General features: G+C 36.0%; 20 protein-coding genes and 1 pseudogene. 18 read left to right on the forward strand and 3 right to left on the reverse strand.

The window, feature by feature from the left end; all coding sequences use genetic code 11:
• The first annotated feature begins 653 nt into the window (after positions 1 to 653).
• Complete coding sequence (locus LB449_RS02695; protein ID WP_224453524.1) at positions 654 to 2,171, forward strand: LruC domain-containing protein; 1,518 nt, start codon at positions 654 to 656, stop codon at positions 2,169 to 2,171.
• 219 nt (positions 2,172 to 2,390) lie between these two features.
• Positions 2,391 to 3,929 carry a DUF4842 domain-containing protein gene (locus LB449_RS02700; RefSeq protein ID WP_224453525.1) on the forward strand — a complete coding sequence of 513 codons (1,539 nt, stop codon included), beginning with the start codon at positions 2,391 to 2,393 and terminating at the stop codon, positions 3,927 to 3,929.
• Positions 3,930 to 4,221: 292 nt separating this feature from the next.
• Here the strand turns inward: LB449_RS02700 and LB449_RS02705 are convergent, their stop codons facing one another.
• The gene (locus LB449_RS02705) at positions 4,222 to 4,809 is read right to left on the reverse strand and encodes a DUF6642 family protein (RefSeq protein ID WP_224453526.1); all 588 of its coding nucleotides are present in this window, start codon (positions 4,807 to 4,809) and stop codon (positions 4,222 to 4,224) included.
• 353 nt (positions 4,810 to 5,162) lie between these two features.
• Here LB449_RS02705 and mnmH point away from each other — a divergent pair.
• From mnmH to LB449_RS02735, 7 genes and pseudogenes are all read left to right on the forward strand, one after another.
• A pseudogene (mnmH, locus tag LB449_RS13950) lies at positions 5,163 to 6,158 on the forward strand (tRNA 2-selenouridine(34) synthase MnmH); the annotation flags it as partial.
• Positions 6,159 to 6,179: 21 nt separating this feature from the next.
• Positions 6,180 to 7,211: a selenide, water dikinase SelD gene (gene selD, locus LB449_RS13955; RefSeq protein ID WP_262901835.1), complete on the forward strand. Its 1,032-nt coding sequence runs from the start codon at positions 6,180 to 6,182 to the stop codon at positions 7,209 to 7,211.
• A gap of 311 nt (positions 7,212 to 7,522) precedes the next feature.
• The gene (locus LB449_RS02715) at positions 7,523 to 7,897 is read left to right on the forward strand and encodes an L-lactate permease (protein ID WP_317196204.1); all 375 of its coding nucleotides are present in this window, start codon (positions 7,523 to 7,525) and stop codon (positions 7,895 to 7,897) included.
• A gap of 137 nt (positions 7,898 to 8,034) precedes the next feature.
• Entirely contained in the window at positions 8,035 to 8,484 is a 450-nt protein-coding gene (locus LB449_RS02720) for an L-lactate permease (RefSeq protein WP_224454423.1), read from the forward strand.
• Positions 8,485 to 8,976 (forward strand): L-lactate permease, encoded by a 492-nt coding sequence (locus LB449_RS02725; RefSeq protein ID WP_224454424.1) that lies wholly within the window; start codon positions 8,485 to 8,487, stop codon positions 8,974 to 8,976. It abuts the gene before it with no gap.
• 226 nt (positions 8,977 to 9,202) lie between these two features.
• On the forward strand, positions 9,203 to 9,985 hold the full coding sequence (locus LB449_RS02730) for an Fpg/Nei family DNA glycosylase (RefSeq protein WP_224453528.1): 783 nt from the start codon (positions 9,203 to 9,205) through the stop codon (positions 9,983 to 9,985).
• Positions 9,986 to 10,082: 97 nt separating this feature from the next.
• A complete protein-coding gene (locus LB449_RS02735) occupies positions 10,083 to 10,439 on the forward strand; it encodes a hypothetical protein (protein ID WP_224453529.1) in 357 nt (118 codons plus the stop codon).
• 244 nt (positions 10,440 to 10,683) lie between these two features.
• On the opposite strand, the gene LB449_RS02740 is transcribed toward LB449_RS02735, so the two are convergent.
• Entirely contained in the window at positions 10,684 to 13,233 is a 2,550-nt protein-coding gene (locus LB449_RS02740) for an ABC transporter permease (RefSeq protein ID WP_224453530.1), read from the reverse strand.
• Positions 13,230 to 13,919, reverse strand: a complete 690-nt coding sequence (locus LB449_RS02745) for an ABC transporter ATP-binding protein (RefSeq protein WP_224453531.1) — start codon at positions 13,917 to 13,919, stop codon at positions 13,230 to 13,232. Before LB449_RS02745 ends, LB449_RS02740 begins: the two co-directional genes overlap by 4 nt.
• Before the next feature lie 75 nt (positions 13,920 to 13,994).
• Here LB449_RS02745 and LB449_RS02750 point away from each other — a divergent pair, with 75 nt between their 5' ends.
• The 9 genes from LB449_RS02750 (at position 13,995) to LB449_RS02790 (ending at position 26,443) form a co-directional block, all read left to right on the forward strand.
• Positions 13,995 to 14,687, forward strand: coding sequence for an arylesterase (locus LB449_RS02750; RefSeq protein ID WP_224453532.1), 693 nt, complete (start codon positions 13,995 to 13,997; stop codon positions 14,685 to 14,687).
• Between the two features lie 777 nt (positions 14,688 to 15,464).
• Positions 15,465 to 17,108 carry a TldD/PmbA family protein gene (locus LB449_RS02755; protein ID WP_224453533.1) on the forward strand — a complete coding sequence of 548 codons (1,644 nt, stop codon included), beginning with the start codon at positions 15,465 to 15,467 and terminating at the stop codon, positions 17,106 to 17,108.
• Positions 17,109 to 17,138: 30 nt separating this feature from the next.
• A complete protein-coding gene (locus tag LB449_RS02760; protein WP_224453534.1) occupies positions 17,139 to 18,452 on the forward strand; it encodes a TldD/PmbA family protein in 1,314 nt (437 codons plus the stop codon).
• A 238-nt stretch (positions 18,453 to 18,690) separates the two neighbouring features.
• The gene (locus LB449_RS02765) at positions 18,691 to 19,308 is read left to right on the forward strand and encodes a DUF4159 domain-containing protein (RefSeq protein WP_224454425.1); all 618 of its coding nucleotides are present in this window, start codon (positions 18,691 to 18,693) and stop codon (positions 19,306 to 19,308) included.
• 12 nt (positions 19,309 to 19,320) lie between these two features.
• The gene (locus tag LB449_RS02770; RefSeq protein ID WP_224453535.1) at positions 19,321 to 20,322 is read left to right on the forward strand and encodes an AAA family ATPase; all 1,002 of its coding nucleotides are present in this window, start codon (positions 19,321 to 19,323) and stop codon (positions 20,320 to 20,322) included.
• Between the two features lie 9 nt (positions 20,323 to 20,331).
• Positions 20,332 to 21,228 carry a DUF58 domain-containing protein gene (locus LB449_RS02775; RefSeq protein ID WP_224453536.1) on the forward strand — a complete coding sequence of 299 codons (897 nt, stop codon included), beginning with the start codon at positions 20,332 to 20,334 and terminating at the stop codon, positions 21,226 to 21,228.
• Position 21,229: 1 nt separating this feature from the next.
• Complete coding sequence (locus tag LB449_RS02780; protein WP_224453537.1) at positions 21,230 to 22,477, forward strand: BatA domain-containing protein; 1,248 nt, start codon at positions 21,230 to 21,232, stop codon at positions 22,475 to 22,477.
• Positions 22,474 to 24,705 carry a tryptophan-rich sensory protein gene (locus LB449_RS02785; protein WP_224453538.1) on the forward strand — a complete coding sequence of 744 codons (2,232 nt, stop codon included), beginning with the start codon at positions 22,474 to 22,476 and terminating at the stop codon, positions 24,703 to 24,705. The genes LB449_RS02780 and LB449_RS02785 overlap by 4 nt, the downstream gene beginning before the upstream one ends.
• The gene (locus LB449_RS02790) at positions 24,698 to 26,443 is read left to right on the forward strand and encodes a hypothetical protein (RefSeq protein ID WP_224453539.1); all 1,746 of its coding nucleotides are present in this window, start codon (positions 24,698 to 24,700) and stop codon (positions 26,441 to 26,443) included. The genes LB449_RS02785 and LB449_RS02790 overlap by 8 nt, the downstream gene beginning before the upstream one ends.
• Positions 26,444 to 26,452: the final 9 nt, after the last annotated feature.

A 26,452-nucleotide genomic window follows, 5' to 3' on the forward strand; every position in this document is an offset into this window, starting at 1 on the left:
TTAAGGTATTCAAACGATTCTAAACTACTGTTTGCTTAAACAATTCAATTCCTATTTTAAATTATTCTAAAGTCTTTAAAGAATTTATATCAAATTCAACTTCAGTGTTTTGTAAGTGATCATAATTATTTAGGATGGTTTTTTCTCCACATTTCTATATTAAATAAGGCTAAACTTAAATTCGTTTTCAATTGCAATTTATGCTTATAAGCAATATTGAAAGCTATTATCTTTTGAAGTATTATAAAAGCTCTACTTCCTAATTGAATACAATTAAAAAAATAAATTCCTTAACATTTACCTAATTAACGATTTAAAATATTGATCCTAAAGCCTTTAATGTCATTATTATAAAAAAGCAAGCAATTTATTTATGTTTTATTTAGGAATAATTATAACTATTTATTCATTTTTAATGCTGCTCAATTTTAATAAAAATCAATAAGAGTCTACCTTTCAGCACATTAACAATTTGTTAATAACTTTTTGAAAGCTTGTTTTTTGTTAAATACCTATAAAAAATAAGAGTTAAATCCTAATTTTATCTTAAAATAAATACTATAAAGTTATGGAGCCACACATTAGATCACCTGGAGATTATTATTTGAACAGACGCATTTTATCTAAAAATTTAAATCAAAAACATTAAAATCATGAAAAATTTATTAAAACCTTTCAGTTTACTTTTTGCTTGCATTGCAATGCTTTTTATGTATTCCTGTCAAGATGAAGAATCCACATCGCAAGAAGAACAAGGTGGTGTTGAATTCCTATTTGATGGTGACAGAGTAAGTAATGCTAAGTCTGGAATTGCAAATGCTAAAAACGATGCAGAATCCTGTGACATGGCTTTAGCTTCTTATGCTATTATTGAGATGAGCGGAGAAACTTATGAGATCGATTTAAAGGCATGGGGCGAAAGCTATAAGACAGATCTTATTGAGCTCGGTCCTGGCACTTATCAAGTGACTAATGTGCAGCTTTTTGATGCCGATGACCATCCACTTTACGCTACTCCTATGGCAGAAAGTGAATTTGGTCCGTTTGTAAGTCAGGCACTACCTTTCGACGTAACTGTTGAAAATTACAGGAAAATTGAATATGACCTGGAAGTGTTATGTATCGAAGAATTTACCCCACCACAATTTGGATTTGTTTTCTGGGATGTAACAATCAAAGAAGTCAAAAATCTATGTGTATTTGCTAACTTCTGTGAGCCAGATGCTGGACATGCAGTAGCCTCGCTAGAAGCGTTTATCTATCCAAATGAAGAATCTACATCAGATGAAGATTTGATCTGGACTGGTTCTGCAGATGGTGATTATGATAGTGAAAATCCAGATAATGAACTACTTTGTTTGAAATTCCCTTATGATCCTAGTATTCCTACTGAAGATCAATCATTCTACATCGAGCTATTTGTAAATGGTGTATTATTCCAAGGAACTATGCCGCTAGACAGAGTGGATATGATCAATGCAGAAGATGGATATCTTCACTTAAATGAAAATTGTGATGGAGATTTTGACATCCTTAGCAACAGTTTCAACATTGCATGGGAGGACCTCAATGGTGATGGAGGGACTAATGATTGTGATTACAATGATTTTATTGTAAAGACAACTACTTCTACAGATATAACTACAGGTGACTTAATCTTTGAATTTGAGCCAATAGCTAGAGGTGGAGGTTATGATCATGCTTTCAAATTTTGGTTACCAGGTACTGGATACAGCGTAACTGGTGCAAGTTTAGTAGATGATTCATCTGGCAACACAATGATTGAGGTTTATCCAGATACACATCAAGCATTTTCCTCAACTAATGATTTTGTAAATACCAAGTGTAATGGTGCAACAGGAACTGGTAATATAGTAACAGTTACTGTTCAAAACCCACCATCAAATTTCACATACTACTTACTAAATCCTTTCGATGCAAATCTAAATGTGACTGGTGGCGGAAGTACTTATGATCTAACACTAGGGAACCTTTTCACTTCATCTACGTTTATAAAAGATGGACAGGAAATGAAAAATGGTTTGATTACCACCGGAGACTGGGAATGGGTTGTAGATGGTGTGGACATAAGAACTGTGTATGGGCCTAATTTTGACAGTAATTTCACTCCAATCAGTAACCTTGGAAGTTTGTGGATGAATTGTCCTTAGTAGCAACATGGCTTAAAACTTTAGTAAAGGCTACTAAAATAGCCAATGCTATGTAATATTAAAGGCTGCTTTTGCAGCCTTTTTTTAAATCAAAGTATTCACGTTTATCATAAATAAAAAATCAATTGTTATGAATTTACAAATAAGGTCACCAGTTAGAAATTATTCAATCAAACATTTCAAAACAGAAAAATTTAAAACTCAAAATTTAATAAAATCATGAATAATTTATCAAAAAAATTTAATTTACTTATTGCTTGCTTTGCATTGGTATTCTTATATTCTTGTCAAAATGAAGAAGGGGATAGCGTTTCAGAAGAAGCTAGTGGTGTTGAATTTGTATTATCTGGTCATAGGGTTGCTGACGCTAAGTCTGATGCTAAATCTAGTGATTTAGCTAAAGATGAAGAGGCTTGCGACATGGCATTAGCTTCCTACGCTGTGTTGACTATGGGAGGAATAGATTATACTATAGACATGAAAACTTGGGGAAATAGCTATAAAACAGATCTTATAGAACTAGATCCCGGAACTTATCAAGTGACTAGTTTTGTTCTTTTCAATGGCAACGATGACGAATTATTTGCTACGCCTAAAACAGGTAGTGAGTTTGGTCCTTTTGTAAGTCAGTCCTTACCATTTGATGTTGTAGTTGAAAACTATAGAAAAATCGAATACGATATCGAAGTACTTTGTGTCGAAGAATTTACCCCACCACAATTTGGATTTGTTTTCTGGGATGTTACAATCAAAGAAGTCAAAAATCTATGTGTATTTGCAAACTTCTGTGAGCCAGACGCTGGACATGAGGTCGCTACATTAGAAGCATTTATCTATCCTAATGAAGAGTCAACTTCCGAAGAAGATCTAATCTGGAGCGGTTCTGCTGACGGTGATTATGATAGTGATAATCCAGATAATGAACTACTTTGCTTAAAACTCCCTTACGATCCAAGTATTCCTACAGAAGATCAGTCTTATTACATTGAGTTGTTTGTAAATGGTATATTATTCGAAGGTACTATGCCACTAGACAGAGTTGACATGATCAATGCAGAAGATGGATATCTACACTTAAACGAAAACTGTGATGGAGATTTCAATATTTTTAGCAATACTTACAATGTAGCATGGGAAGCTCTAAGAGGTGATGATAACCAAAATGACGCTGACTACAATGATTTAATTGTACAAACTAAATCATTTACAGATATTAATACAGGAGAATTAAACTTCGTCTTTGAGCCGTTAGCGCGTAGTGCAGGATCGGAACTTGGGTTCAAATTTTGGTTGCCTGGAACTGGTTATGTAATTTCAGGAGATGCCACCAGCGTTGATACTTCATCTGGTGATACAGAGATAGAGGTCTATCCAAACACAAGACAGGCAGCATTTGGTTCCAATAGTGGTTTTGTAAATGCTAGATGTAACGATGTAACGGGAAATGGTATTGTGAAAACTGTAAAGGTTGATATTACAAATGCTCCAGACTTTACATATTTTCTCCTAAATCCTTATGATGCAAATCTAGGTGTAGATGGTAATGACGGTATATTTGATCTTACCATGGGTAACATGTTCACACCTTCAACTTTCACAAAAGATGGACAAGAAATGAAAAATGGTTTAATTACTCCCAAGGATTGGAAATGGGTTGTAGATCGTGTTGATATTAGGACCGTTTATGGACCTAGCTTTGATACTAATTTTGTTCCTGTAAGCAATTTGGGAAGTTTGTATGAAAGTTGTGGTCTGTAAACTGAACTGCAATATTTAAATTCAAACTTTAGCATAGATTTTAGTAAAATCTCTGCTAAGTAATAACAAAGGCTGCTCTCTAGAGCAGCCTTCTTTTTTATCTGTGATTCTGAACACAAAATAATTTAGTCTCAACCAGCTTGTATATTGAAAAATAAGTTGATAATACCAGTAAAGATTTGAAGTCAATGGATTTAACTGATTATTCAATCTCTTTATGAATTTTAAAAATAGTGTGAAGTTTATTTTTTTCACCGAATGAATAAAAAACTTAATTGACACTAAGTGTTTATCAATAATACAATCTAAAATCGAGCAGCTTGCAGAGTTTATAATGTTTTTGGAACATGGTTTCTACGACGTCTCTGAGATCGTCATTTTCATAAAACAGGCTGAAAAAGGCTCTATCAATTGTAAATGCACTCGACATGCTTTGAGATTGAAAACCATATCCCGATATGGCTCTTGCGCCAGTCACATCAAGAAAATACTGAGACTCTTCATCTGTAAGATCTAAAACTTTTTTGTTGGAAAAATGTATGACTTTCCCTTTCATTTTACCTTCAAAAAGCTCAGCTATCTCTTCAATGCTATAGTGGTAATCATTAATCAAAATAGTATTAGAATCACCCGGTAGGACCAGGTAGATAATTTCATAATCTTTGAAGTTATGGTCATCATATAACAAATAACTCAAGCTTTCTTCGAGTCCTTCCATTGTATCACAAGCTTTGTAAATACTACTTATATCTTGTTTTAACGCCATATCTTCCAGGATTTTTACCACCTCAGTAGATTGAATGGTGTCTGCATTGTGAACGGCTTCCAGGCAGTAGATAAAATTTTCAACCTGGTTAGACGGTAAATTTACTTTATTCATTTATTAAAAATTTGCTATCACCATTATTCAATTACTTAGCTATCCATAATGAGTCCAATTCATTATGAAATATTTTAAAGAGAAATAGATTAAGATATTTTCAATATAGAATGGACTGCGTGGTCTAGCAAACCATTAATTACATTTTATGAAAATATTTTTAATTCCTCATTTAGGGCTTATATGTATATCTTCAAAGTTCAAAATTTCAACATACCTTTTATTGAATGGATTTTAGATAACTGATTTTTAACAAACCTTTATTCAGTAGTTAGTTGGCATTCAAATAATAAACTAAAGTGAAAACTTTCATTCATAATTTAAAGGACTATTAATAAACTCTATGTTTGTGTATGGTTAATTTCATAAACATACAAGAAGCTTTAGAGCTTCAATTACCAATTATCGACGTACGTTCCCCTTCAGAACATGAAAAGGGTCATATTCCAAATTCACATAACATTTCTTTATTCAGCAATGAAGAGCGGGCACATGTAGGAACTGTCTACAAGCAACAATCCAAAGAGGCAGCTATTGAGTTAGGCTATATCTACGTTAACCCCAAACTTGACTTGTATATCCAAGAAGCTAAAAAAGTAGCTCCTAAGGGTTCTGTGATTGTTCATTGCTGGAGAGGAGGGATGCGCAGTCAGTCTTTTGCAGAACATTTAATGGTCAATGGGTTTGATGATGTAAAAGTGATTGAAGGCGGTTACAAAGCTTTTAGAAATTTTGTGTTGAATTATTTCAAAATATCCTTTCCACTTAAGATTATTGGTGGCTATACCGGAAGTGGAAAAACAGAAATTCTTCACGATTTGCAAAAACAAGGCGAACAGGTCATAGATCTTGAAGCCCTTGCCAATCACAAAGGTTCTGCTTTTGGTGGCATTGGCCAAGGCGAACAGCCCAGTGTGGAGCAATTTGAAAATAATTTATATGTCCAGCTTTCTCAGTTAGATTTAAACAGAACCATTTGGCTGGAGGATGAAAGCCATAATATAGGAAAGGTAATATTGCCCAACTCATTATTTCACCAAATGCAAAATGCTGAGGTGTTATTTTTAGAAATACCTAAAGAAGAGCGTGCAAAACATTTGGTAGCTGGTTACGCAGATTGTGGGGATGAGTTTTTAAAGGATGGTATTCATAGAATTGAAAAACGTCTTGGAGGGCTTCGAACTCAGCAAGCTATAGAGTATCTAAAAGATAAAGATTATCATAATGTTGCTTTGATGACGCTTAATTATTATGACAAATACTATTTATTAGGAATTCAGAAAAAAACTGCTTCAAAGATAAAAACACTTAAACTGTCTTCAACAAACCATCATAAGAATGCACTACAGATTTTAAAAAACATAAAAGAAATGGAAAATATCAAACTCACTTCATATAGTCACGGAGCAGGGTGCGGCTGCAAAATATCACCTGCATTGTTGTCAGAGATGTTGCAAACAAATCAGCCACAAGTATTGGATAAAAATATAATTGTAGGAAACAGCACCCGTGATGATGCTGCCGTTTACGATTTGGGAGATGGTAATGGTATTATTACCACTACAGATTTTTTCATGCCAATAGTAGATGATCCTTTCACCTTTGGACAAATTGCAGCAACCAATGCCATAAGCGATATTTTTGCTATGGGTGGACAGCCTATTATGTCAATTGCAATTTTTGGCTGGCCCATCGATAAACTTTCTGCGGAAGTTGCCAGAGAAGTATTAGCTGGCGGACGTGAAGTATGTTCAAGAGTTGGAAGTCCACTGGTAGGCGGACATAGTATTGACAGCCCCGAACCGATATTTGGATTGGCGGTTACAGGAAAAATAGATTTAAAACACCTTAAAAGAAATGATTCTGCCACTCAAGGCTGTAAACTTTATCTAACCAAACCTTTGGGCGTTGGAATATTATCTACAGCTGGAAAACAAGGAAAAATTGATGAAAAGGATAAAGATATTGCAGCGAAATCCATGACCACTCTGAATTCTATAGGTTTTGAACTTGGGAAAATTGAGGGTGTAAAAGCAATGACCGATGTTACTGGCTTTGGACTTTTGGGACACCTGGTTGAAATGTGTGAGGGTAGTCGATTATCTGCAGAAGTGAAATTTGATAAAGTTCCTGTATTTGATGAAGTGCATAAATATATTGAGCAAGGATGCATTCCAGGCGGAACTTATAGAAATTGGAAAAGTTACGGCCATCATACCAGTTTAAAAGATGAGCGTTACAAAGAAATTCTTTGCGATCCACAGACCAGTGGAGGTCTGCTTATTGCTGTTGAAGATGGAGAGCATCTTAAAGTGGAACAGCTGCTCAATGAAAATGGACTTCAAGCTGTTTCGATAGGTGAAATGAAAGCACAGGGGGACACTTTAATCAATGTAGTTTAAGAAGTCGTTCATTTGAATCGTTTAAATACTTATTTAGGTAACTGAAAATAAAAATTATTGATAATTTTAGGATGTCATACCTATATCCTATTCAATAATAATTTTTATCAATGAACGCATTTCTTGCTATTTTCCTTATTTTATTGACTATAGTTCTGATGGTAGGTTTAAATTGGGGTGCCAAAAAAGCCCTTCCATTAGCTTTACTGTCTGTCACATTGATCGCGTTTTTTTAATGGGAAATGGATGTACAAAATGTCTTTGGTTATACACTTTTTGGCTTTTTTAAGGCCTTTGATATTTAGGTAATCATCTTTGGCGCTATTTTAATTTTAAATACCATTAAGCTTTCTGGTGTCATGGCGACTATTAATAATGGATTTAAAGGAATTACCACCGACAGACGTGTACAAGCCATTATTATTTGTTCTATGTTTGGCGGTTTTATAGAGGGTGCTGCTGGCTTTGTTACTCCAGCAGCTTTGGCAGGACCATTATTGGTGGGATTAGGATTTCCGCCCTTAGCAGCAGCTTTGGTAGTTCTTATTTTCAATACTGTTCCTGTTCCTTTTGGGGCGGTTGGTACGCCATTTTTTGGGGGGATGAGCACATTAGAAGCAAATACAGAGGCTCCTGGTGTTGACCCAGAAACTTTTATGATGGCCCTCACAAAATCGATTGCATAGCCCAACGCTTTGGCAGGACTTTTTATTCCTATACTAGGCATTACTATTTTGACTAAATTTTTCGGGAAATAAAAATCGTTTAAGCCTGCACTACAGGCTCTACCTTTTGCATTATTTGCCGGTTTTGCTTTTATGATATCTTATGCCGTAATAGGCTTTTTTTCGGACCTGAATCACCTTCCTCAGTAGGAGCTTTTATTGGGATGATCATTGTGGTTGTCGCTGCTAAAAAAGGCTTTTTAGTTCCAAAACAACCTTGGGATTTTCCTGTAGAAAGGAAATGGCCGAAAATTTGGAAATCCAATAGTGATACAGGAGATACCGATCAGGCTAAAATGTCTTTTTTAAAAGCGTGGTATCCCTACTTGCTTATAGCTATTATACATGTCGTCACTAGAATACCTCCTTTTGGTCTCAAAGATTTTTTGGCCGATCAGCAATTAACATTAAACAATGTCGCAGGCATCGATGGTTTGGATTACATATTGAAATGGGCGTATTTGCCAGGAACTATTCCTTTTATTTTAGTAGCTCTATTTACGCAGTGGCATCATAAAATGCCTTTGAAAGAAATAAAAAAATCCTGAATACTTACGTTTAAACAAGTAAGTGGAGCAGCTATCGCTTTATTCGCTGGCGTGGGTTTGGTACAGCTGATGCTCAACTCTAGAAATAATACTAGTGGTATGGATAGCATGCTCACAGAAATGGCATTGGCCACAGCAAATTTTTCAGGTAATTCCTATCCGTTTTTTTCAATTCTTATCGGTATGTTAGGTTCATTTATGTCCGGTTCTGCGACGGTTTCCAATATGTTATTTATGTCTTTTCAATATGAAACTGCTTCTATTTTGGGCTTTCCTGAACTATTAATATTATCTATGCAAGGTATCGGTTCTGGAATAGTCAACATGATTAGTGTTAATAATATAGTAGCAGTGGCTGCAACAGTTGGTTGTTTGGGCGATGAAGGTAAAATGATACGAACCAACGCCATTTCGGCCTTTATATATTACCTGTTGATTACAGCAATGCTAGGAACAATGATTTACTTAGGTTTTGATCTGTTTTCAGTTTAAAATTAAATTGAAAAATTAAAACGATCTAGGTTAACCTGAACAATATTTTAAACTCTCAAGACTGTTTCTAAAGTTCACTTTCAGATTTAAAGCTTTCAATTCTGTAAATAACATCCATCGTAAGATTTTTTTTATTTGTATTGATTTATATTAAGCTTAAAAATTATTTTCCTTGATTAATTCCAGCACAATTGAAATACTATTTTCTTAACTTTAAATAAAAAATATGCCTGAATTACCAGAAGTACATGGTTACAAGACTTATATTGATAGTACCTCACTGCACCAACGTATTATTGCTTTAGATTGCAGGGATTCAAGGTTACTAAAGCAGTCCAAATCCTATTTTGAAACTCAATTAATCAATCATGAGTTCAAATCAACTCACCGCATTGGTAAATATTTATTCGTTGAAACTACTAGCGAGAAAGTCTTGGTTATTCATTTTGGAATGACCGGTCGGCCTAATTATTACAAAAGCGAAAGTGACCGGCCAAAATTTGGTCATATTCAGTTATCTTTTGAAAATGGATATCATTTTGCTTTCGAAAACAAACGAAAATTTGGCTGGTGGGATCTGACGGATTCTATCTCTAATTTTAAAGCAGATCATAAGCTGAGTGATGATGCCAGAGATTTGTCTTTGGAAAATTTTAAAGTCTCTGTAAGTGCTCGCAAAACGGATATTAAGAAAATCATCATGGATCAAAGCGTTGCTGCAGGAGTTGGTAATTGGATGGCAGATGAGATTCTTTACCAATCCAGAATTCATCCCACTAGAAGAGTAGATCAAATGACATCTGAAGAAATTGAATCGGTATTTGATGCTATGAAAAAAGTAATTGAAGTGGCTATTGAAAATGATGCGCATTATCGAGATTTTCCAGAAGATTTCCTGATGCATTTCAGAAAAGAAGGAGAGACTTGTTTCCATACCGGTGCCGAAATTGAAAAAATAAAAGTTGGAGGAAGAACTACTTATTTTTCTCCAGAATGGCAGAAAAAATAAATTCAGCACCAGACAATAGAGCAGTCAAAATTCATGTTGTCGATCAATATAGACTTCAAAAACAGTCTATACGAAAAGGAAATTCATAATTACATTGATGCTTTTATCGCTAGTAAATTGTGCTCTGGAATCAAGATACAGTTTATCGAATGATGAAAAGATAAATACTGAACTCCTTGGAGAATGGTTTGTTGAGGGAAATAATGAAGAGAAACTTATTGTCGAGAAACACGGAGCAAAAACCTATAAGCTAATTTTGAAAGTTTCAGATAAAACAGATGAGTTGATTTCTTATTCAAAAACGATTGAAGGATATCAGGTGATGAATTTGCAAACTGAATTTGAGGCTGATATTATAAATGTTTTTTATGGTTTTGAAATTAATGAGAAAACCTTTGCTTTTCACGAAGTTGATGACGCTTTAAGAAATGAAGAATTCAAGTCGAAAAGCTGAACTTTTTGAATTCTTCAAGCAAAACATTCACAAGGAGAATTTTTTTGTAAATAAAACAGAATTGCAGAAAAAATGAAACTTTAAATTATTTCATTAATCCAATTGTGAAATTTTATTTTATTCAATAAATCAGTCCCTTTATTATGCCTGCAATCACATCTTGAAGTTTCAGATTAACTTTCACTATATTCTTCTGAAAAGTTACTTTATTTGAAAGTCTCAATTTGATATGAAATAAACGTGTTTATGTAACTTCCTTCCTTAAAACTTCCAATGGAGGTTTATTGATGACGCTCAGGCTGTTGCTAAGTCCTATGACGAGTACAAGTAAAACAATACCAGGAAAAATAATAAAAATTGGGATGAGTGACGGAACAAAAGGAGATTCAAATACCAGCCAGGCCAATAATTGACTGCTGATGAAAGATAAGGCAACACCAGATAAGCCTCCAAGGACGCCTAGATACAAGTATTCTAAAGCATTAATGTTTATGATTTGACGGCCTTTGGCTCCGAGTGTTCTTAGTAATACACTTTCTTTAATACGTTGATATTTGCTGGTTCGTATGGCACCTAGAAGCACAATAATGCCAATCATAATACTGAAGAAAGCCATGAAATTGATAATCCAGGAAATTTTACCTAACAGCGTTTCTATGACGTTGAGAATCTGCCTTAAATCAATAATAGATACATTGGGGTATTTTTCTACCAATTCTTGTTGTAAAACAGCAGATTTTTCATCGCCAGGTACTTTGGTGGTTAAGACATGAAATTGAGGAGCTTTTTCTAAAAGGCCTTTTGGGAAGACAAGCGAGAAATTGAGCTGCATTCTAGACCAATCTACCTTTCTAATACTTCCCACAACAGCATCCTGTAAAACGCCTTGAATATTGAAGACCAGCTGATCACCAACTTTAACTTTTGCATCTTCAGCAAAATTTTCACTTATGGATACGGGAACTGGGTTTAAGTCTTTTGCCTGTGATGTCCAGGTTCCACTTTCGAGGGTTTCTGAGGCAATAAGTGAATCGCGATAGGTCGTGCGGAATTCATGATTTAAGACCCATCCGTTTACCTGAGATGTGGAATCTTTTCTGATTTCAGCTACTGATTTTCCAGCAATGCTTTGCACACGCATAGTCACTATAGGAATATCACTCAAAACTGGTAAATCGTATGTGTTTATAGTTTTAGCTAAGTCCTCTCGTTGATTACTTTGCACGTCCAGCAAAATAATATTTGGACTATCCGTCTCAGATTCTAAAGAAGCCTGTGCCAACAATAAATCTTTGCTGAAATAAAGTGTACTGATTAAAAAAGTTCCAACGCCGATGGCGAGGACAAGTGTTAAGGTTTGGTTTTGAGGTCTGAAGAGGTTCTGTAAACTCTGTCTGGCTACAAATCCCCAGTTATGCGGAAAATATTTCCTTATAGTTCGCATAAACAGATAAGCTATGCCTGCCAAAATTGAAAATGTAGCTAAAATCCCACCCACAAAAGCAAGTGAATACTTCCAGTCTTCTAGTAACCAGAGCGAAAACAAAAATATGAACAGAAAGATGGCTATTGAAACAAAAATAACAGCCTTTCTGGATTTAGTAGAATTTTCCTTTATGACGCGTAAGGCTTGCAATGGTGAAACGTATAGAGTTCCAATTAAAGGATATAGAGCAAATAAGACTGACATAAGAATTCCAAGTAGAATGCCCATGACGATCACTTGAACCGAAAATGTAAGTTGAACATCAACAGGCAATAATCCTTCTAATAGATAGGGGAATAATTGCTGAAGCAGAAGTCCAAGGGCTGTTCCCAAAATACCTCCAATGAATCCCATAAAAGCCACTTGAATGAGGTAAATCAAAAAAGTTTGTCTTTTGCTGGCTCCCAGGCATTTTAAAACAGCGACCGCTCGCAATTTTTCTTTTATGTAAATATGAATAGCGCTGGCTATTCCAACACAGCCTAAAAGCAAAGCAATAAACGCTACTAGATTTAGGAATTTTCCAAAATTTTCGTAGCGACGTCCTAGTCTTTCGCTGGTTGAGGTATGGGTATCAAGATCAGCCTCTTCTGAATCGAGAATCGGGTCTAAGTTTTCATCAAGCTTTTCTAAATCTGTATTTGCATCAGCAGTAAAGTAAAATTCATAATCTATTCTACTTCCTGTCTGTACCAAGCCTGATTCTTCAATGAAACGATATGGAATAAGCACGGGTGGCGCTACAGAACTGAAAATAGCCGTGCTCCCTGGAACAGATTTGAGTGCACCAGCAATTGGTAAAGTCACTTTACCAATTTTGATACTGTCTCCAGTTTGGATTCCTAGTTGAAGCATAACGGTAGCATCCACTAATGCAGAACCCTGATTCTGGTAAGATGTTGCAGCATTTTTCGGCTCTGTTTCCAGTTCCCCGTAAAATGGGAACCCGCCTTTGATTCCTCTTACCTGCATCAATTTAGTCGCCTTATTCTGTGGAAATGCAGCCATCGATGCAAACTTAATTTCACTGGCTTTAGGGCCACCCAGTGAATCCATAATTTGCAAAACCCGCTCATTGGGAGGATCATCGCTATCAATTTTAAAATCTGCACCCATCAAGGCTTTAGATTCTGATGAAATATTGTCTTTTAGCGTCACGCCAAAGGATTGTATAGACACCACTGCAGATATACCAAGCACGATGGATGCTATAAAAAGGATCAACTTGTTCCCGCTGGACTTGCCATCTCGCCAGGCCATTTTGAAAAGCCATTTCAAACCTGGTTTTGAGTTTTTTGTTTTACTCATTGCACTTGCTTTTCTCTATTTTCGACAATTTTCCCTCCTTTCAGTCTCAATATATGCTGCGTTTTATTGGCCAATTCTATATCGTGGGTAACAATGATAAGAGTAGTCCCAGATTCTCTGTTGAGATCAAAAAGCAGCTCTTCCACTTTTTCTCCAGTTTCAGCATCTAGATTTCCAGTAGGTTCATCTGCAAACAGAATAGAGGGTTTAGTGGAAAAAGCACGTGCCAAAGCCACACGTTGTTGTTCGCCTCCAGAAAGCTGAGAAGGATAATGGTGAATACGATCTCCTAAACCTACTTTCTCCAGTAGTTCTTTACCTATTTTTAAAGCTTTTTTGTCACCTTGAAGTTCCAAGGGAACAGCTACATTTTCCAAAGCCGTTAAGGTTGACAATAGTTGAAAATCCTGAAACACAAATCCAATGTGTTTATTTCTAAGCAGCGCACGTTCATCTTCATCTAGATTGCTCAATTCACTTCCACATAAGGTTATAGAACCAGAGTCCGGGCTATCAAGTCCCGCGCAAAGCCCAAGCAAAGTTGTCTTTCCACTTCCCGATGGACCAACGATAGCAAAAGTTTTCTGTTCTTCTACTTCGAAGTTGATGTCCTGAAGTACTTTTAGATTCTTGGAACCGCTAGAATAGCTTTTCTCAAGATGGTAAACGTTTAATATCTTTGCCATGTGAAATTGAAATTATTGACTTTCTTAAAAAAGAAAACAAAATAAAGAAACAGTTTGGTTATAAACCCCTTTGTTATGAGAAACTTAAGGCGCTTCGGCGCAATTATTATGGTAGTAATGCTATTTTCCTGTGGAGAAAAAACTGAAAAGCAACCCGAAAACACGCCTTCTAAAGAAGCAAAAACTGAAACAGAATCTAAAGAAAGCGAGAAAGATGTTATTCTTTTCTTTGGGAACAGCCTCACTGCGGGAATGGGACTAGAACCTTCTGAAGCTTTTCCTGCATTAATTCAAAACAGACTGGATTCCCTCGGTTATGATTATGAAGTCGTCAATGCCGGATTGAGCGGTGAAACCACAGCTAGTGGAAAAAATCGGATTGACTGGGTGCTGAAACAAAATGTAGATATTTTTGTTTTAGAACTGGGTGCTAACGATGGCCTGCGAGGAATACCACTAAAGGAAACTCGCCAAAACCTTCAGGATATCATCACTATAGTAAAAACTAAAAATCCAGACACTCAAATTGTTCTTGCAGGCATGCAGATTCCGCCTAATATGGGACAGGACTACACTTCAGAATTTAAGAATATTTTCCCTGAACTGGCCGATAAATACGATGTTGGCCTTGTTCCTTTTCTTTTAGAAGGCGTGGCGGGTGATCCAAACCTCAACCAACAAGACGGAATTCACCCCACCGCCGAAGGCTACAAGATTGTTAGGGAAAATGTATGGAGTGTTTTGAAAGACTTAATAGATAAAGAATAAGAAATTGCAATTTTTATTTTTCAATAAATCCTTTTGCTGTCTAGTTTGATTTTGATTCCAATACATTAGGAGTTCTACAATACATTGCTTCGTTTCTATAAGTTAGCTTAATGATTTCAGTTTTGTTAGGAGGTTCAACTGAAAGTGATACGTTGGTTTGGTGTTTTAGATGTCACCTAATTATCGAGATATTATTCTCGTGACAAGTTTTTGAGATCGCCCGGATTCATCAACAGGATCCGGGTGAGTATAGGTTTATAACTAAGCAAAAAAGCTTTGTGGTATTTTCATTCTATTTCTTAGAGTCGATTTAAAAAATTATTTCCTCGAGTTTCTTATTAATTCTAATACTTATCAGACTATAACTTTACAAAATTAATCCAATATCATGTTAATCAAGCCCTATAATTTCATTCAGAGGGTTTCACAAACATAATTCTTATCAAATTTTAAATTTTCCGAAAATCTTCAGAAGTCATCTTGCCAAGCTGGATATTTAGGTCCACGAAAAATATAAAGCAATGTATTGTAGAGCATAAATTTACGATGCGCAAAATCTTCTAAAATAAAATAAGGATGGACTTCCAAATTGTTATTTTGTTAACATTCAGATTCTATTCACAATTAAACTGTAAAGTTTAGAAAAAAATATTATTTTAGGCTTTAATTAAGAATAATAGCAATAGAATCAACTCTTTGCAAGATATGACGCAATTTGAACTTTGTTGCTTTCTTAATTGTTAAACAATTCATTCAATCAAAAAACAGAAGATTTTTATGAAAAGAAGAAAGTTTGTTCAATTAAGCGGAATGGGTGCAGGCGCAGCCATGCTGGTCCCTTCTATGATGATGGGGAGCAGCATCACAGCCGATGCACTTTTGATGCCTGGCATGGATATCCTAACCAAAAGGAAACTTGCAGATGTAGCCTTGAACACTGCTAGATCTCTTGGTTCTACCTATGCTGATGCAAGGATAGGTCGATATCTTAACCAGTACGTGTTTACGAGAGAAGATAAAGTTCAAAACGTGGTCAATACCGAGTCTTTTGGGATTGGGATTCGTGTCATTGCTAACGGTACCTGGGGGTTTGCTTCCACCAATAGTGTCACTGAAGACGGAATCATGAAAGCTACGCAACAGGCTGTAGCCATAGCGAAAGCGAATTCTAAAATTCAAAAAGATCCCGTTCAACTGGCACCAGTCGAATCTCATGGTGAAGTGTCTTGGAAAACTCCAATTAAAAAAGACTTTAAGAGCGTGCCGGTTTCGGAAAAAGTAGATTTACTACTCAGTGCAAATGCAGCTGCGATGGAAAACGGAGCTAATTTTGTGAATTCTGCCTTGTTTATGGTCAATGAACAAAAGTATTTTGCTTCTACGGAAGGCTCTTATATAGATCAGGACATTCATAGGATTTGGCCAACTTTTGGCGTGACGGCCATCGATCGCGGGGCAGGAAAATTTAAATCCCGTCAGGCTATGAGTGCGCCAATGGGAATGGGGTACGAATATATGGATGGTTTGGAATCTGAAAAACTCGAAGGTCCTTCAGGACTAAGACTTTACCGTAATAGTTATGACATCGTAGAAGATGCGACTTTGGCAGCCAAGCAGGCTAAGGAAATGCTTACAGCAAAATCTGTGCAGCCTGGAAAATATGATTTAGTTTTAGAACCTAATCATTTAGGCCTCACCATCCATGAGTCTGTGGGGCATCCACTCGAGCTTGACCGGGTACTTGGTTACGAAGCCAATTATGCCGGAACGAGTTTTGCCACATTAGATAAGTGGAAATCTGGTGATTTCAAATATGGAAGTGATATTGTTAACCTTGTTGCAGATAAAACACAGAAACATTCACTTGGAGCTGTCGGTTATGATGATGAAGGGGTGAAAACCAAGAAATGGGATTTGGTAAGAAATGGTGTGTTGACCAACTATCAGGCTATCCGGGATCAGGTTCATATGATTGATCAAAAAGAATCTCATGGTTGTTGCTATGCTCAAAGCTGGAATGATGTCCAGTTTCAGCGCATGCCAAATGTTTCCTTAGAAGCAGGTAAAGAAAAATATTCAATCAATGACATGATTAAGAATGTAGAAAAAGGAATTTACATCGCAGGTCGTGGATCCTATTCTATAGATCAGCAGCGATACAACTTTCAGTTTGGAGGTACTGTATTTTACGAAATCAAAAACGGAGAAATCGTTGGCATGCTAGACGATGTTGCTTACCAGTCCAACACACAGGAATTCTGGAATTCTTGTACTAAAATTTGTGATGAAAACGACTACCGTATGTTTGGTTCTTTCTTCGATGGAAAAGGTCAGCCTTCCCAAGTAAGTGCTGTTTCTCATGGAAGTTCTACTTCCAGATTTGACGGAGTCAATGTGATCAATACAGGTAGAAGTGTTTAATAATCGGTGAATTAAAAAAGAACTATAGAAATGGCAATATATACCAAAGAAAAAGCAAGGCAAATCATGGAAAAAGCATTGAGCTTTTCTACTGCAGATGCTTGTGTGATCAATATGGGAGGTAGCGAAAGTGGAAACATTCGTTATGCCCGAAACACGGTTTCCACGTCTGGACACCGTTCTAACCAAACCCTTGCTGTAGAAGCTAGTTTTGGGAAGAAATCCGGAACCGCAACGGTAGATGAATTTGATGATGAATCTCTAAAAAGTGTTGTTAAAAGAGCGGAAGAACTGGCAAAACTATCTCCAGAAAACCCAGAGTTTATGTCTCCGATGTCTCCGCAGGTTTACGATGAGTCTATCACTTTTGTAGAAGCCACAGCGAATATCAAACCAGAATTTCGTGCAGGGGTTGCTGCCAAAAGCATCAATCCAGCTTCAGAACAAGAAGTAACTGCTGCTGGTTTTTTGGACGATTCATCTGGATTCAGTGCCATACTGAATTCCAACGGATTATTTGCTTACAATAAATCAACTAATGTTGATTTTACAGTTACTATGAGAACAAACGATGGCACTGGATCTGGCTGGGTTTCTCGCGACTTCAACGATGTTCGTAAATTCAATCCGGAAGAAGCTGCTAAAGTGGCGATTGATAAAGCTGTAATGTCTCGTGAAGCGAGAGCCATAGAGCCTGGAAAATATACAGTGATTTTGGAACCTGCTGCATCTGCAGACTTACTTAGAAATATGTCTGGGGCTTTTAATGCGCGCACTGCCGATGAAGGCCGTAGCTTTATGTCAAAAGACGATGGCACCAAAATGGGACAAAAAATTGTAGATGAACGTGTGAATGTTTGGAGTGATCCTTTACATTCCGAAGTGCCGACTTCTACCTGGAATGGGGAAGGTATGCCGCTCAAGAAAATGAAATGGATAGAAAACGGAGTTGTCAAAAACCTGGCTTACAGCAGATACTGGGCTAAGGAGAAAGGAGTAGATCCTGTGCCTTTTCCTTCCAACTTTATAATGGAAGGGGGTGACGCTTCACGCGAGGAACTTATAAAAAGTACTAAAAGAGGAATTCTGGTTACAAGATTATGGTACATCAGAAGTGTAGATCCACAGACTTTATTGTACACAGGCCTTACCAGAGACGGAACTTTTTATATTGAAAATGGAGAAATAAGATATCCTGTGAAAAACTTTAGATTCAATGAAAGCCCATTCATTATGTTGAATAATTTGGAAGCTCTTGGTGAACAAGTAAGAATCAACGGGAATTTAATTCCCTACATGAAAGTCAGGGACTTTACATTTACCAGTCTTTCTGACGCAATATAGCTGAAAAATGATATTCAAAAAACTGATTGGAGTGACGAGTTCACTCCAATCAGTTTTCATTTTCTATAAATTGTAATACATAAGTTTTATTTGTTTATAAATTAGAGGAGTGATTTTAGTTTGAAATAACACTAAGAGCTTTCCGAAATTAAGTTTTCAAAAACGCTAAACTTACTTTTGGTAGAATCTTCAATAGTTGCCGTTTTCAACTTTAAAGGTGAACAATACATATAATGCAATGAGCAGCTTTTTCTTTACTAGACTTCAATACGAATCCGGAGATTGGGATGTGGACCAGCGTATGCCTTCCAATTTGCTTAACTCTCTTGTAGAGTATACCACACTGAGAGTAGATACGGTAGAAAATATTGTTTCTTTAAGCAGTGATGAGGTATTCAAATGTCCCTTTTGCTATATCTCAGGACATAAATTGGTACAATTTACCGCAAAGGAAAAAGCCAACTTTGAAAAATATGTAAAAAACGGAGGTTTTGTTTTTGCTGATGATTGTAATCATGACATTGATGGACTTTTTGCTAAATCTTTTGAGCGTCAAATGGAAGAGATCTTTGGTCCTGCAGAATTATCCAAAATTCCTAACACTCATGAGTTGTACAACGTCTTTTTTGAATTTGAAGATGGTCCACCAACTACATCTCAGGAACTGAACGGTTGGGGAGATGATCTGGTGCATGAATACCTAAAAGCTATTGTGATAGATGGTAGAATAGGTGTGTTGTACAGTAACAAAGATTATGGCTGCGAATGGGATTATGACTTTAGGAACAAACGATTTTACAAGATAGATAATACCCGATTTGGAGTGAACATCGTGATGTATGCACTTACATCTTAAATCAAAAAAAATATGGATCAGCCACTAGCCGATTTAGACCAGGAAGTCAAAAGACTTACTAAAAAACTCAAAACTCTTAAAGCAGAAATTGCCAAGGTTATTATAGGTCAGGAAGAAACTGTAGACCAGTTACTCATCACGTTTTTGGCTGGAGGCCATGCCCTTCTTGAAGGTGTGCCTGGCTTGGCGAAAACACTTATGATTCGAAGTCTTTCAGAGGCGATAGCACTCAAATTTAATCGAATTCAGTTTACGCCAGATTTAATGCCATCAGATATTATTGGAACAGAAATTCTCGAAGAAGACCATACCACGGGAAGGAAGTTTTTCGAATTCAATAAAGGACCGATTTTCGCAAACATTATTCTTGCAGATGAAATCAACAGGACGCCACCCAAAACTCAGGCTGCTCTTCTGGAGGCTATGCAAGAATTTGAAGTGACCTATTCAGGTAAGACTTATAAGCTGGAACGGCCGTTTTTTATTTTAGCTACACAAAATCCAATTGAACAGTCAGGCACGTTTACATTGCCAGAAGCACAACAGGATCGTTTCTTGTTTTACATTAAAATAGGTTATCCAACCGAAGCAGAAGAGCATCAAATTTTGAAGTATACAACAGGCTCTTTAAAATCTAATATTAAACCTGTACTTACTGGGGCTGAAATTTTGAGGTTACAAGAATTAGTGCGAGAAGTTCCAATCAGTGATGAGTTGATTTCTTACGTGAATACATTGATTCGTGCAACTCGACCGGAAACCAGTAAAAGTGAATTTGTAAAAGAATGGGTAAGCTGGGGGGCTGGACCAAGAGCCGGACAGGCTTTAATTTTAACAGCCAAAGCCAGAGCTTTACTTCAGGGAAGACTGGCCGTAACTCTAAAAGATCTTGAGCATTGCGCTTATCCTGTTCTGCGGCATAGAGTGATTGTGAATTTTAAATCTGAGGCAGAAAACATTACATCCGATAAGGTAACTTCGGAATTATTGGGATCTATATTTCCTTCAAAATAAATAATTAAAGTGAAGCAAGACTATCGGCTATTACTAAAACCAGAAATTATCAATAGTGTAAGTGGCTTGGCTCTTATTTCTAGAGTTGTTGTAGAGGGACATTTGTCTGGTTTAAACCATAGCCGAAGTTTGGGTTCGGGAATGGAATTTAGCCAGTACCGTGGCTATGAAGTCGGTGATGATATGCGACTTCTGGATTGGAAAATGCTGGCAAGGTCGGGAAGATACTACATCAAGCAATCTGAGATAGAAACCAATATCTCTGTAAAGTTTATTCTCGATGCCAGCAAATCTATGCAGCATGAAGAAAAAGGAATGACCAAAATGGATTTTGCTAGAGTTCTAACAGCTTCTTTAGCCTGGCTAGCTCAATCTCAGGGTGATGCAGTGGGTTTATTTGCTCTGAATGAGCACAATTTATATGCGTTACAAGCACGTGTTCAAAAAAAGTATTTCAAACGTTTACTACAAGAATTAATCAATATTGAATCTAGAGGGAAATGGCCCAAAGATCCACAAGTTTTTGAGAAATTACACAGTCGAAGTCAAAAGGAACTTATTTTCTTTATTTCAGATTTACATGAAGAAGCATCGGAGTTGACCAATGTTATTACAAGATTGAAAACTTCCAGAAATGAAGTGGTTGTTCTTCATATTTTAGGTAGTGATGAATTAGAATTCAATTACAAAGGCGCTCTCACATTTGAGGATTTGGAAACGGGAACCAAACTAGAACTTGATGCAGAAAAAGCGCGTCCTTCGTATTTAAAATCTTTAGAGGATTCCATAAAAGCTACCAGAGACATTTTATTAGCCAACGCTATAAGCTATCAACTCTTTCGACTCGATGATCCCATTGGAGAAGCCCTCCAATTGTTACTAAAAAAACGTACCAACTTGATGTAATATGGTTTTTCTCAATCCTTCATTTTTTTGGGCTCTGCTAGGACTTAGCATTCCTTTGACAATCCATTTGTGGAGCAGAAAGCAAGGAAAAACTATAAAAGTTGGGAGCATTAAATTTTTGCAAGATTCAGATTCTAAAAGAAGCAGAAGCATCAAATTGAATGAACTTTGGTTGTTATTACTCAGAATACTGCTCATCACAGTCTTGGTTTTTATCATGTCTGAGCCAAGATGGAATTACAAAACTGAAAAAACACCTATCACGTACCTGGTAGAACCTTCATTATTGGGTGTGACAAAATCCAAAACGTTTCTAGACAGTTTAGCTTCGGAGGAGGAGGTAAGATTCTTAAAATCAGATTTTCCCGCCTATGATTCCGAGTTTTTAGAAACGAAAAATTTAGAAACTCCCTACTACTGGCAATTAGCCAGAGAAATGAAGTCTTTAAAAACAGATAGTATTGTGGTTTTTACAAATGCATTTTTAAGTGGTTTAAAAGGTAAAAGGCCAGAAATTGACAAAAATATTTATTGGTTCAATCTTAATTCTGATGAATCAAAAACTAATCTAGTTGGAGCAATACAAGATAAAAATGAGGTTGAAATTATTTCAGCAATAAGTAAAGCTGAGGTGTTTAAATTTGAAAAAGAAATACAAAGTATAAATGCTGAAAGTAGAGATTCAATTCTTATAGTTGAAAAGGATACTTTACGGATAAATATGTATTTTGAAGACAAATTTAAAACTGAAAGCAAATATTTAAAAGCGTCTTTTTTAGCTATATCAAAGTACTTGCGTCATCCTATTGAAATTCTAAATATTAAAAAAGAGGATAATCTTAAGTTGACGTCGAATAATTTATTGGTTTGGTTGAGCGATGATACTGTTCCAAAAACTGAAGGGAAAGTTTTGAAATTCAAAAAAAATATTTTCGCAAATTCACTCATTGAATCTGCGAATTTTGAAAATGAATATGACCTCACAGCAGAATTAAATTCAGAAAATAGTATTGAGGAACATTTGGGCAAGCAGCTTATTAAATTACTGCACCTTTATCCTGAACTGAAAAAAGAAGCTGAAACTTACGACCGACGGGTTATGAATATGGAGCTCATTAAACCTAATTTTAAAGAAGGTTTTAAATTAAACTCTGAGCAAGAGAGAAAAGAGTTTTCTAATTTTTTATGGTTATTTTTTATCGTTTTACTCTTATCAGAAAGAGTATTATCAAGGTATAGAATGCAATGAAACAAACAGGAAAAAGCATATTGATTAGGTTTCAAAAGCAATGGCAAATTTGGTTGTGGCTTGAAGTTTTTTTGTATGCTTTCAGCTCAGCTATTTTAGTCTGGTTCTTAACCCAAAATTGGTTTTTGAGCTTGATAAGTTTTGCACTGATTTTTGTTATGGCACTGTTATTTAAAAAACCATGGGAGATCGACTTAGAAAAAACTAGTAATTACATTGATGCAAGCTCTAATAAACTAGAATATAGTAGTTGGTTATTGTTACAAGAACCGACTGAACTTAGTGGACTGGCAAAACTTCAGCAACAAAAAATATCAAATGCTTTAGAAGCCGAAATAAAAAGAATAAAACCAGAACATCACCTTAAAACGGCGATTATCACATCGGTACTTTTAGTTGTTATAGGTTATCTAGGATTTTATACTGGGATTTCTGAGATCTTCAATTTCAATAGAAATGCAATTTCAGAAGAAGAAAATATGAGTTTTGAGCCAATCGATTTTTTAGCTGTTAAACAACAGGTCCCAGTATTGAAAAATCAATTAGTTACCATCAATCATCCTTCATACACGGGTTTGACAACTACATCCACTTCAAAAATGAACATCAAAGCTTTGGAGGGCTCAAGAGTGACTTGGAATCTTCAATTTGATGCCTCGGTAGATAGTGTTAGCCTTGAAAGCATGGGTAAACATAGGAAAATGATGAAAACCAATCTGAGTTTTTCGGGAAGTACTACTTTGAATAATTCTGGGTTTTATAATTTCAAATTTACCGATACCTCCGGAGCTACTTATTCCTCAGACCTTTTTACCATAGAAGTCATAAAAGACAAAACACCAGTTATTCGTCTAGACAATTTGAAACAATTTACTTCTTTCGAATATACCGATAATAAAGTTTTAAACTTTGGTGCTCTTATCATAGATGATTTCGGAGTAGCAAACGCTCATATCATAGCAACAGTGAGTAAAGGAACTGGAGAATCTGTAAAATTCAGAGAGGAACAATTGGAATTTGATACACCGGTGTCAAGTGGAAAAAAGCAATTGAATCTGTCTAAAACCATAGATCTGGATCAGATGAATATGGAGCCGGGTGATGAACTTTATTTTTATATAGAAGCTAAAGATCTGAAACAACCAAAGGAGAATACTGCCAGAAGTGAAACTTACTTTGCGGTTATCAAAGACACAATTAATTATGGGCCTGGCGTAGAAGGAGGTCTTGGTGTAGATTTGATGCCCGATTATTTTAGAAGTCAGCGGCAATTGATCATTGATACAGAAAAACTGATAGCTCAAAGCGGAAAAATATCAAAAGAAGAATTTAATTCAACTAGTAATGATTTGGGTTTTGATCAAAAATCACTTCGTTTAAAATATGGTCAATTTATGGGAGATGAAGCTGAAGGGGCAATTGCAAATGGTGGAGAAATAATAGAAGATAATGACCACGATCATGATCAAGAAGAAGATCCTCTAACAGAATATTCTCATGCTCACGATAGTGACAACGAGCATAACCTTGTCGCAGATAGTCACGATCATGACCAAGATGAAAACAAGGAAGAGGAAGGTCCCCTGGCAGACTATTTACACGATCATGGCGATCCTGAATCATCAAGTTTATTTACAGACAGCCTTAAGAGTAAATTACGTCAAGCGTTAAATATCATGTGGGATGCAGAGTTGCACTTGCGACTTTATAAACCAGAAAAGTCATTGCCTTATCAATATGAAGCTTTGGAGTTGATACAGGAGATTAAAAACAGCGCAAGAATTTATGTGCACCGCATAGGTTTTGATCCGCCACCAATAAAAGAAAACGCCAGATTATCGGGAGACCTCAAGGATATTGATAATTTCAATAAAAAAGAAGAACGGGACGATTTAGATCAATACCTTTCTATAAAACAAACTATTCTGAGACTGGAAGAGTTAAAAATTTCAGATTCAAAACCCAAGGATACAGATAGAAAGCTCTTTAAGAAAGCTGGGAATGAGCTTGCAAAAAAGGCCATTGCTGAGCCTGGAAGGTTTTTGAAAACACTTCAGCAATTGAAACAATTGGGAGAGAGACAGCAAATATCTCAGGAATTAATAATTGAAGTTCAAAAAGGACTTCTGAAAGCATTGCCTAAAATTGCTCTAGAACCCCAGCGGCAAGGTAGTTTCGGTGGTAAACTCAACGAATTAGTCTTAAAAGAACTAGAATTGAATGAATGATAATCTTACATTTTTAAACGCTGCCTGGGTTTGGCCTGCACTTATTTTTTGGTTGATTTCAATTTTAGTTTTCATCTGGAAAGAATGGACATCTCCAAGAAACAAAGGCTTTATAGTAAAAGTTGTTCTGATCTTTTTTTCGGTGTCTTCTTTAGCTCTGTTGGCTTTAAAACCAGCTATTTTGAAAGAAGTTAATGAAGGAAGAGTTGTAATTACCACTGATAACTTTAAGCAAACTCAATTGGATAGCTTAAAAAAGACTTATCGAAACCTAAAAGTGATAGATTATAATAACGACGAATCTCTGCTGGGACTTGTGAATTCTGAAGAAATTTTTGTTTTAGGCAGTGGGATTGCAAGTTATGATTTGTGGTCTTTAGAAAATACAACAGCGACTTATTTGTCTGGTCATGAGTTGTCGGGTATAATTAAGTTAAATTATAAACAGGAAAATAAAGTTGGTAATCAGCTTGATGTCAAGGGTATTTTCGCAAATCGAAGATTTAAAAACCGACTGGTACTCCAAGATGCTGCAGGAACTGCTTTGGACTCTGCGGTTTTTGGCTCTAAGGAGAAAGAGGGCTTTCAGCTTTCAACCACCTTGAAGGTTTCTGGGAATTATGTTTTTAGTATTATAGAAAAAGATTCTTTAGGTGAAGTGCTAAACCGAAATGCCTTACCGGTAAAAATTCAGAAAAGGAAGGCTCCAAGAATTTTAATTCTGAATACCTACCCAACATTTGAAATCAAATATTTAAAAAACTTTTTAGCTGACTTAGGTCATGAAGTTACCGTTAAAAACCGGATCACTACAGGAAGATATAAGTTTGAATTTTTTAATGCTGAACAAATGAATCTAAGGAGTCTGAATTCTTCAAATTTGGGAGGTTTTGACTTAGTTATATTAGATTCCGGGTTTTTAAAAACCCTTTCCAACTCAGAGCGAAATGCTTTACAAAAATCAATAAAAGCAACGGGATTAGGACTTTTTATACTAGGAGAAGCTAAGGCTTTAAATAATTTGGGCGATTTTTCAGTCTTCACTCTACAGCCTGTTTCAACCTTAGAAGTAGGCTTTGACGAGCTTAAAACAGTGAGGTTGACAACTCAGCCTTTCCGGCTTAAACAAGAATTTGGTTTGGAAGAAATTCATACCTTAAATGCTTCAATTTTTAGCGCCTATAAAAGGTCAGGACAGGGAAGAATTGGTACTACAATGCTGCAAAATACCTGGCAGTTGTTACTAGACGGAAAACAAGAAGCTTACCAGCAAATTTGGTCAGACATTATTGAGCAACTCAGTAAAAGAGAATTTTTATTAGCTTCATTTTCATCAGTAGATAAGTTTGTCCTAAAGGATGAACCTTTCACTTTTCAGTTAAGAACTTCAAAGGAAAATCCAATAATTTTAGATCAATATGACCACCTGATTCCATTAAAACAAGATTTAAATGTTTCAGAAACATGGAGTGGAGTGACCTATCCTTTGTCCCTTGGGTGGCAACGATTAAACATGGAACAAGATTCAACCTCAAGTTTTGAATATTATGTCCACCAATCGGATAGCTGGAAATCCTTACGACATTACCAAACTCAACAAGCTAACATGAAATTCTTCCAAGAGAAGTTTAGAGGCAGTAAGGATATTGATCAAACATATGTTGCTATACATCCATTTTGGTTTTTTGGTATTTTTATCTTTAGTATGACTGGTTTGTGGTTGCTGCCAAAATTGTAATTTGAAGGT

Origin of the sequence: Psychroflexus lacisalsi (assembly GCF_020164495.1) — a bacterium.
GTDB lineage: Bacteria > Bacteroidota > Bacteroidia > Flavobacteriales > Flavobacteriaceae > Psychroflexus > Psychroflexus lacisalsi.

Coding starts and splice junctions, on each gene's coding strand:
- LB449_RS02695 (WP_224453524.1), top strand. CDS start 654: ATGAAAAATTTATTAAAACCTTTCAGTTTACTTTTTGCTTGCATTGCA.
- LB449_RS02700 (WP_224453525.1), top strand. CDS start 2,391: ATGAATAATTTATCAAAAAAATTTAATTTACTTATTGCTTGCTTTGCA.
- LB449_RS02705 (WP_224453526.1), bottom strand. CDS start 4,809: ATGAATAAAGTAAATTTACCGTCTAACCAGGTTGAAAATTTTATCTAC.
- selD (WP_262901835.1), top strand. CDS start 6,180: ATGGAAAATATCAAACTCACTTCATATAGTCACGGAGCAGGGTGCGGC.
- LB449_RS02730 (WP_224453528.1), top strand. CDS start 9,203: ATGCCTGAATTACCAGAAGTACATGGTTACAAGACTTATATTGATAGT.
- LB449_RS02735 (WP_224453529.1), top strand. CDS start 10,083: ATGCTTTTATCGCTAGTAAATTGTGCTCTGGAATCAAGATACAGTTTA.
- LB449_RS02740 (WP_224453530.1), bottom strand. CDS start 13,233: ATGAGTAAAACAAAAAACTCAAAACCAGGTTTGAAATGGCTTTTCAAA.
- LB449_RS02745 (WP_224453531.1), bottom strand. CDS start 13,919: ATGGCAAAGATATTAAACGTTTACCATCTTGAGAAAAGCTATTCTAGC.
- LB449_RS02750 (WP_224453532.1), top strand. CDS start 13,995: ATGAGAAACTTAAGGCGCTTCGGCGCAATTATTATGGTAGTAATGCTA.
- LB449_RS02755 (WP_224453533.1), top strand. CDS start 15,465: ATGAAAAGAAGAAAGTTTGTTCAATTAAGCGGAATGGGTGCAGGCGCA.
- LB449_RS02760 (WP_224453534.1), top strand. CDS start 17,139: ATGGCAATATATACCAAAGAAAAAGCAAGGCAAATCATGGAAAAAGCA.
- LB449_RS02765 (WP_224454425.1), top strand. CDS start 18,691: ATGAGCAGCTTTTTCTTTACTAGACTTCAATACGAATCCGGAGATTGG.
- LB449_RS02770 (WP_224453535.1), top strand. CDS start 19,321: ATGGATCAGCCACTAGCCGATTTAGACCAGGAAGTCAAAAGACTTACT.
- LB449_RS02780 (WP_224453537.1), top strand. CDS start 21,230: ATGGTTTTTCTCAATCCTTCATTTTTTTGGGCTCTGCTAGGACTTAGC.
- LB449_RS02785 (WP_224453538.1), top strand. CDS start 22,474: ATGAAACAAACAGGAAAAAGCATATTGATTAGGTTTCAAAAGCAATGG.
- LB449_RS02790 (WP_224453539.1), top strand. CDS start 24,698: ATGAATGATAATCTTACATTTTTAAACGCTGCCTGGGTTTGGCCTGCA.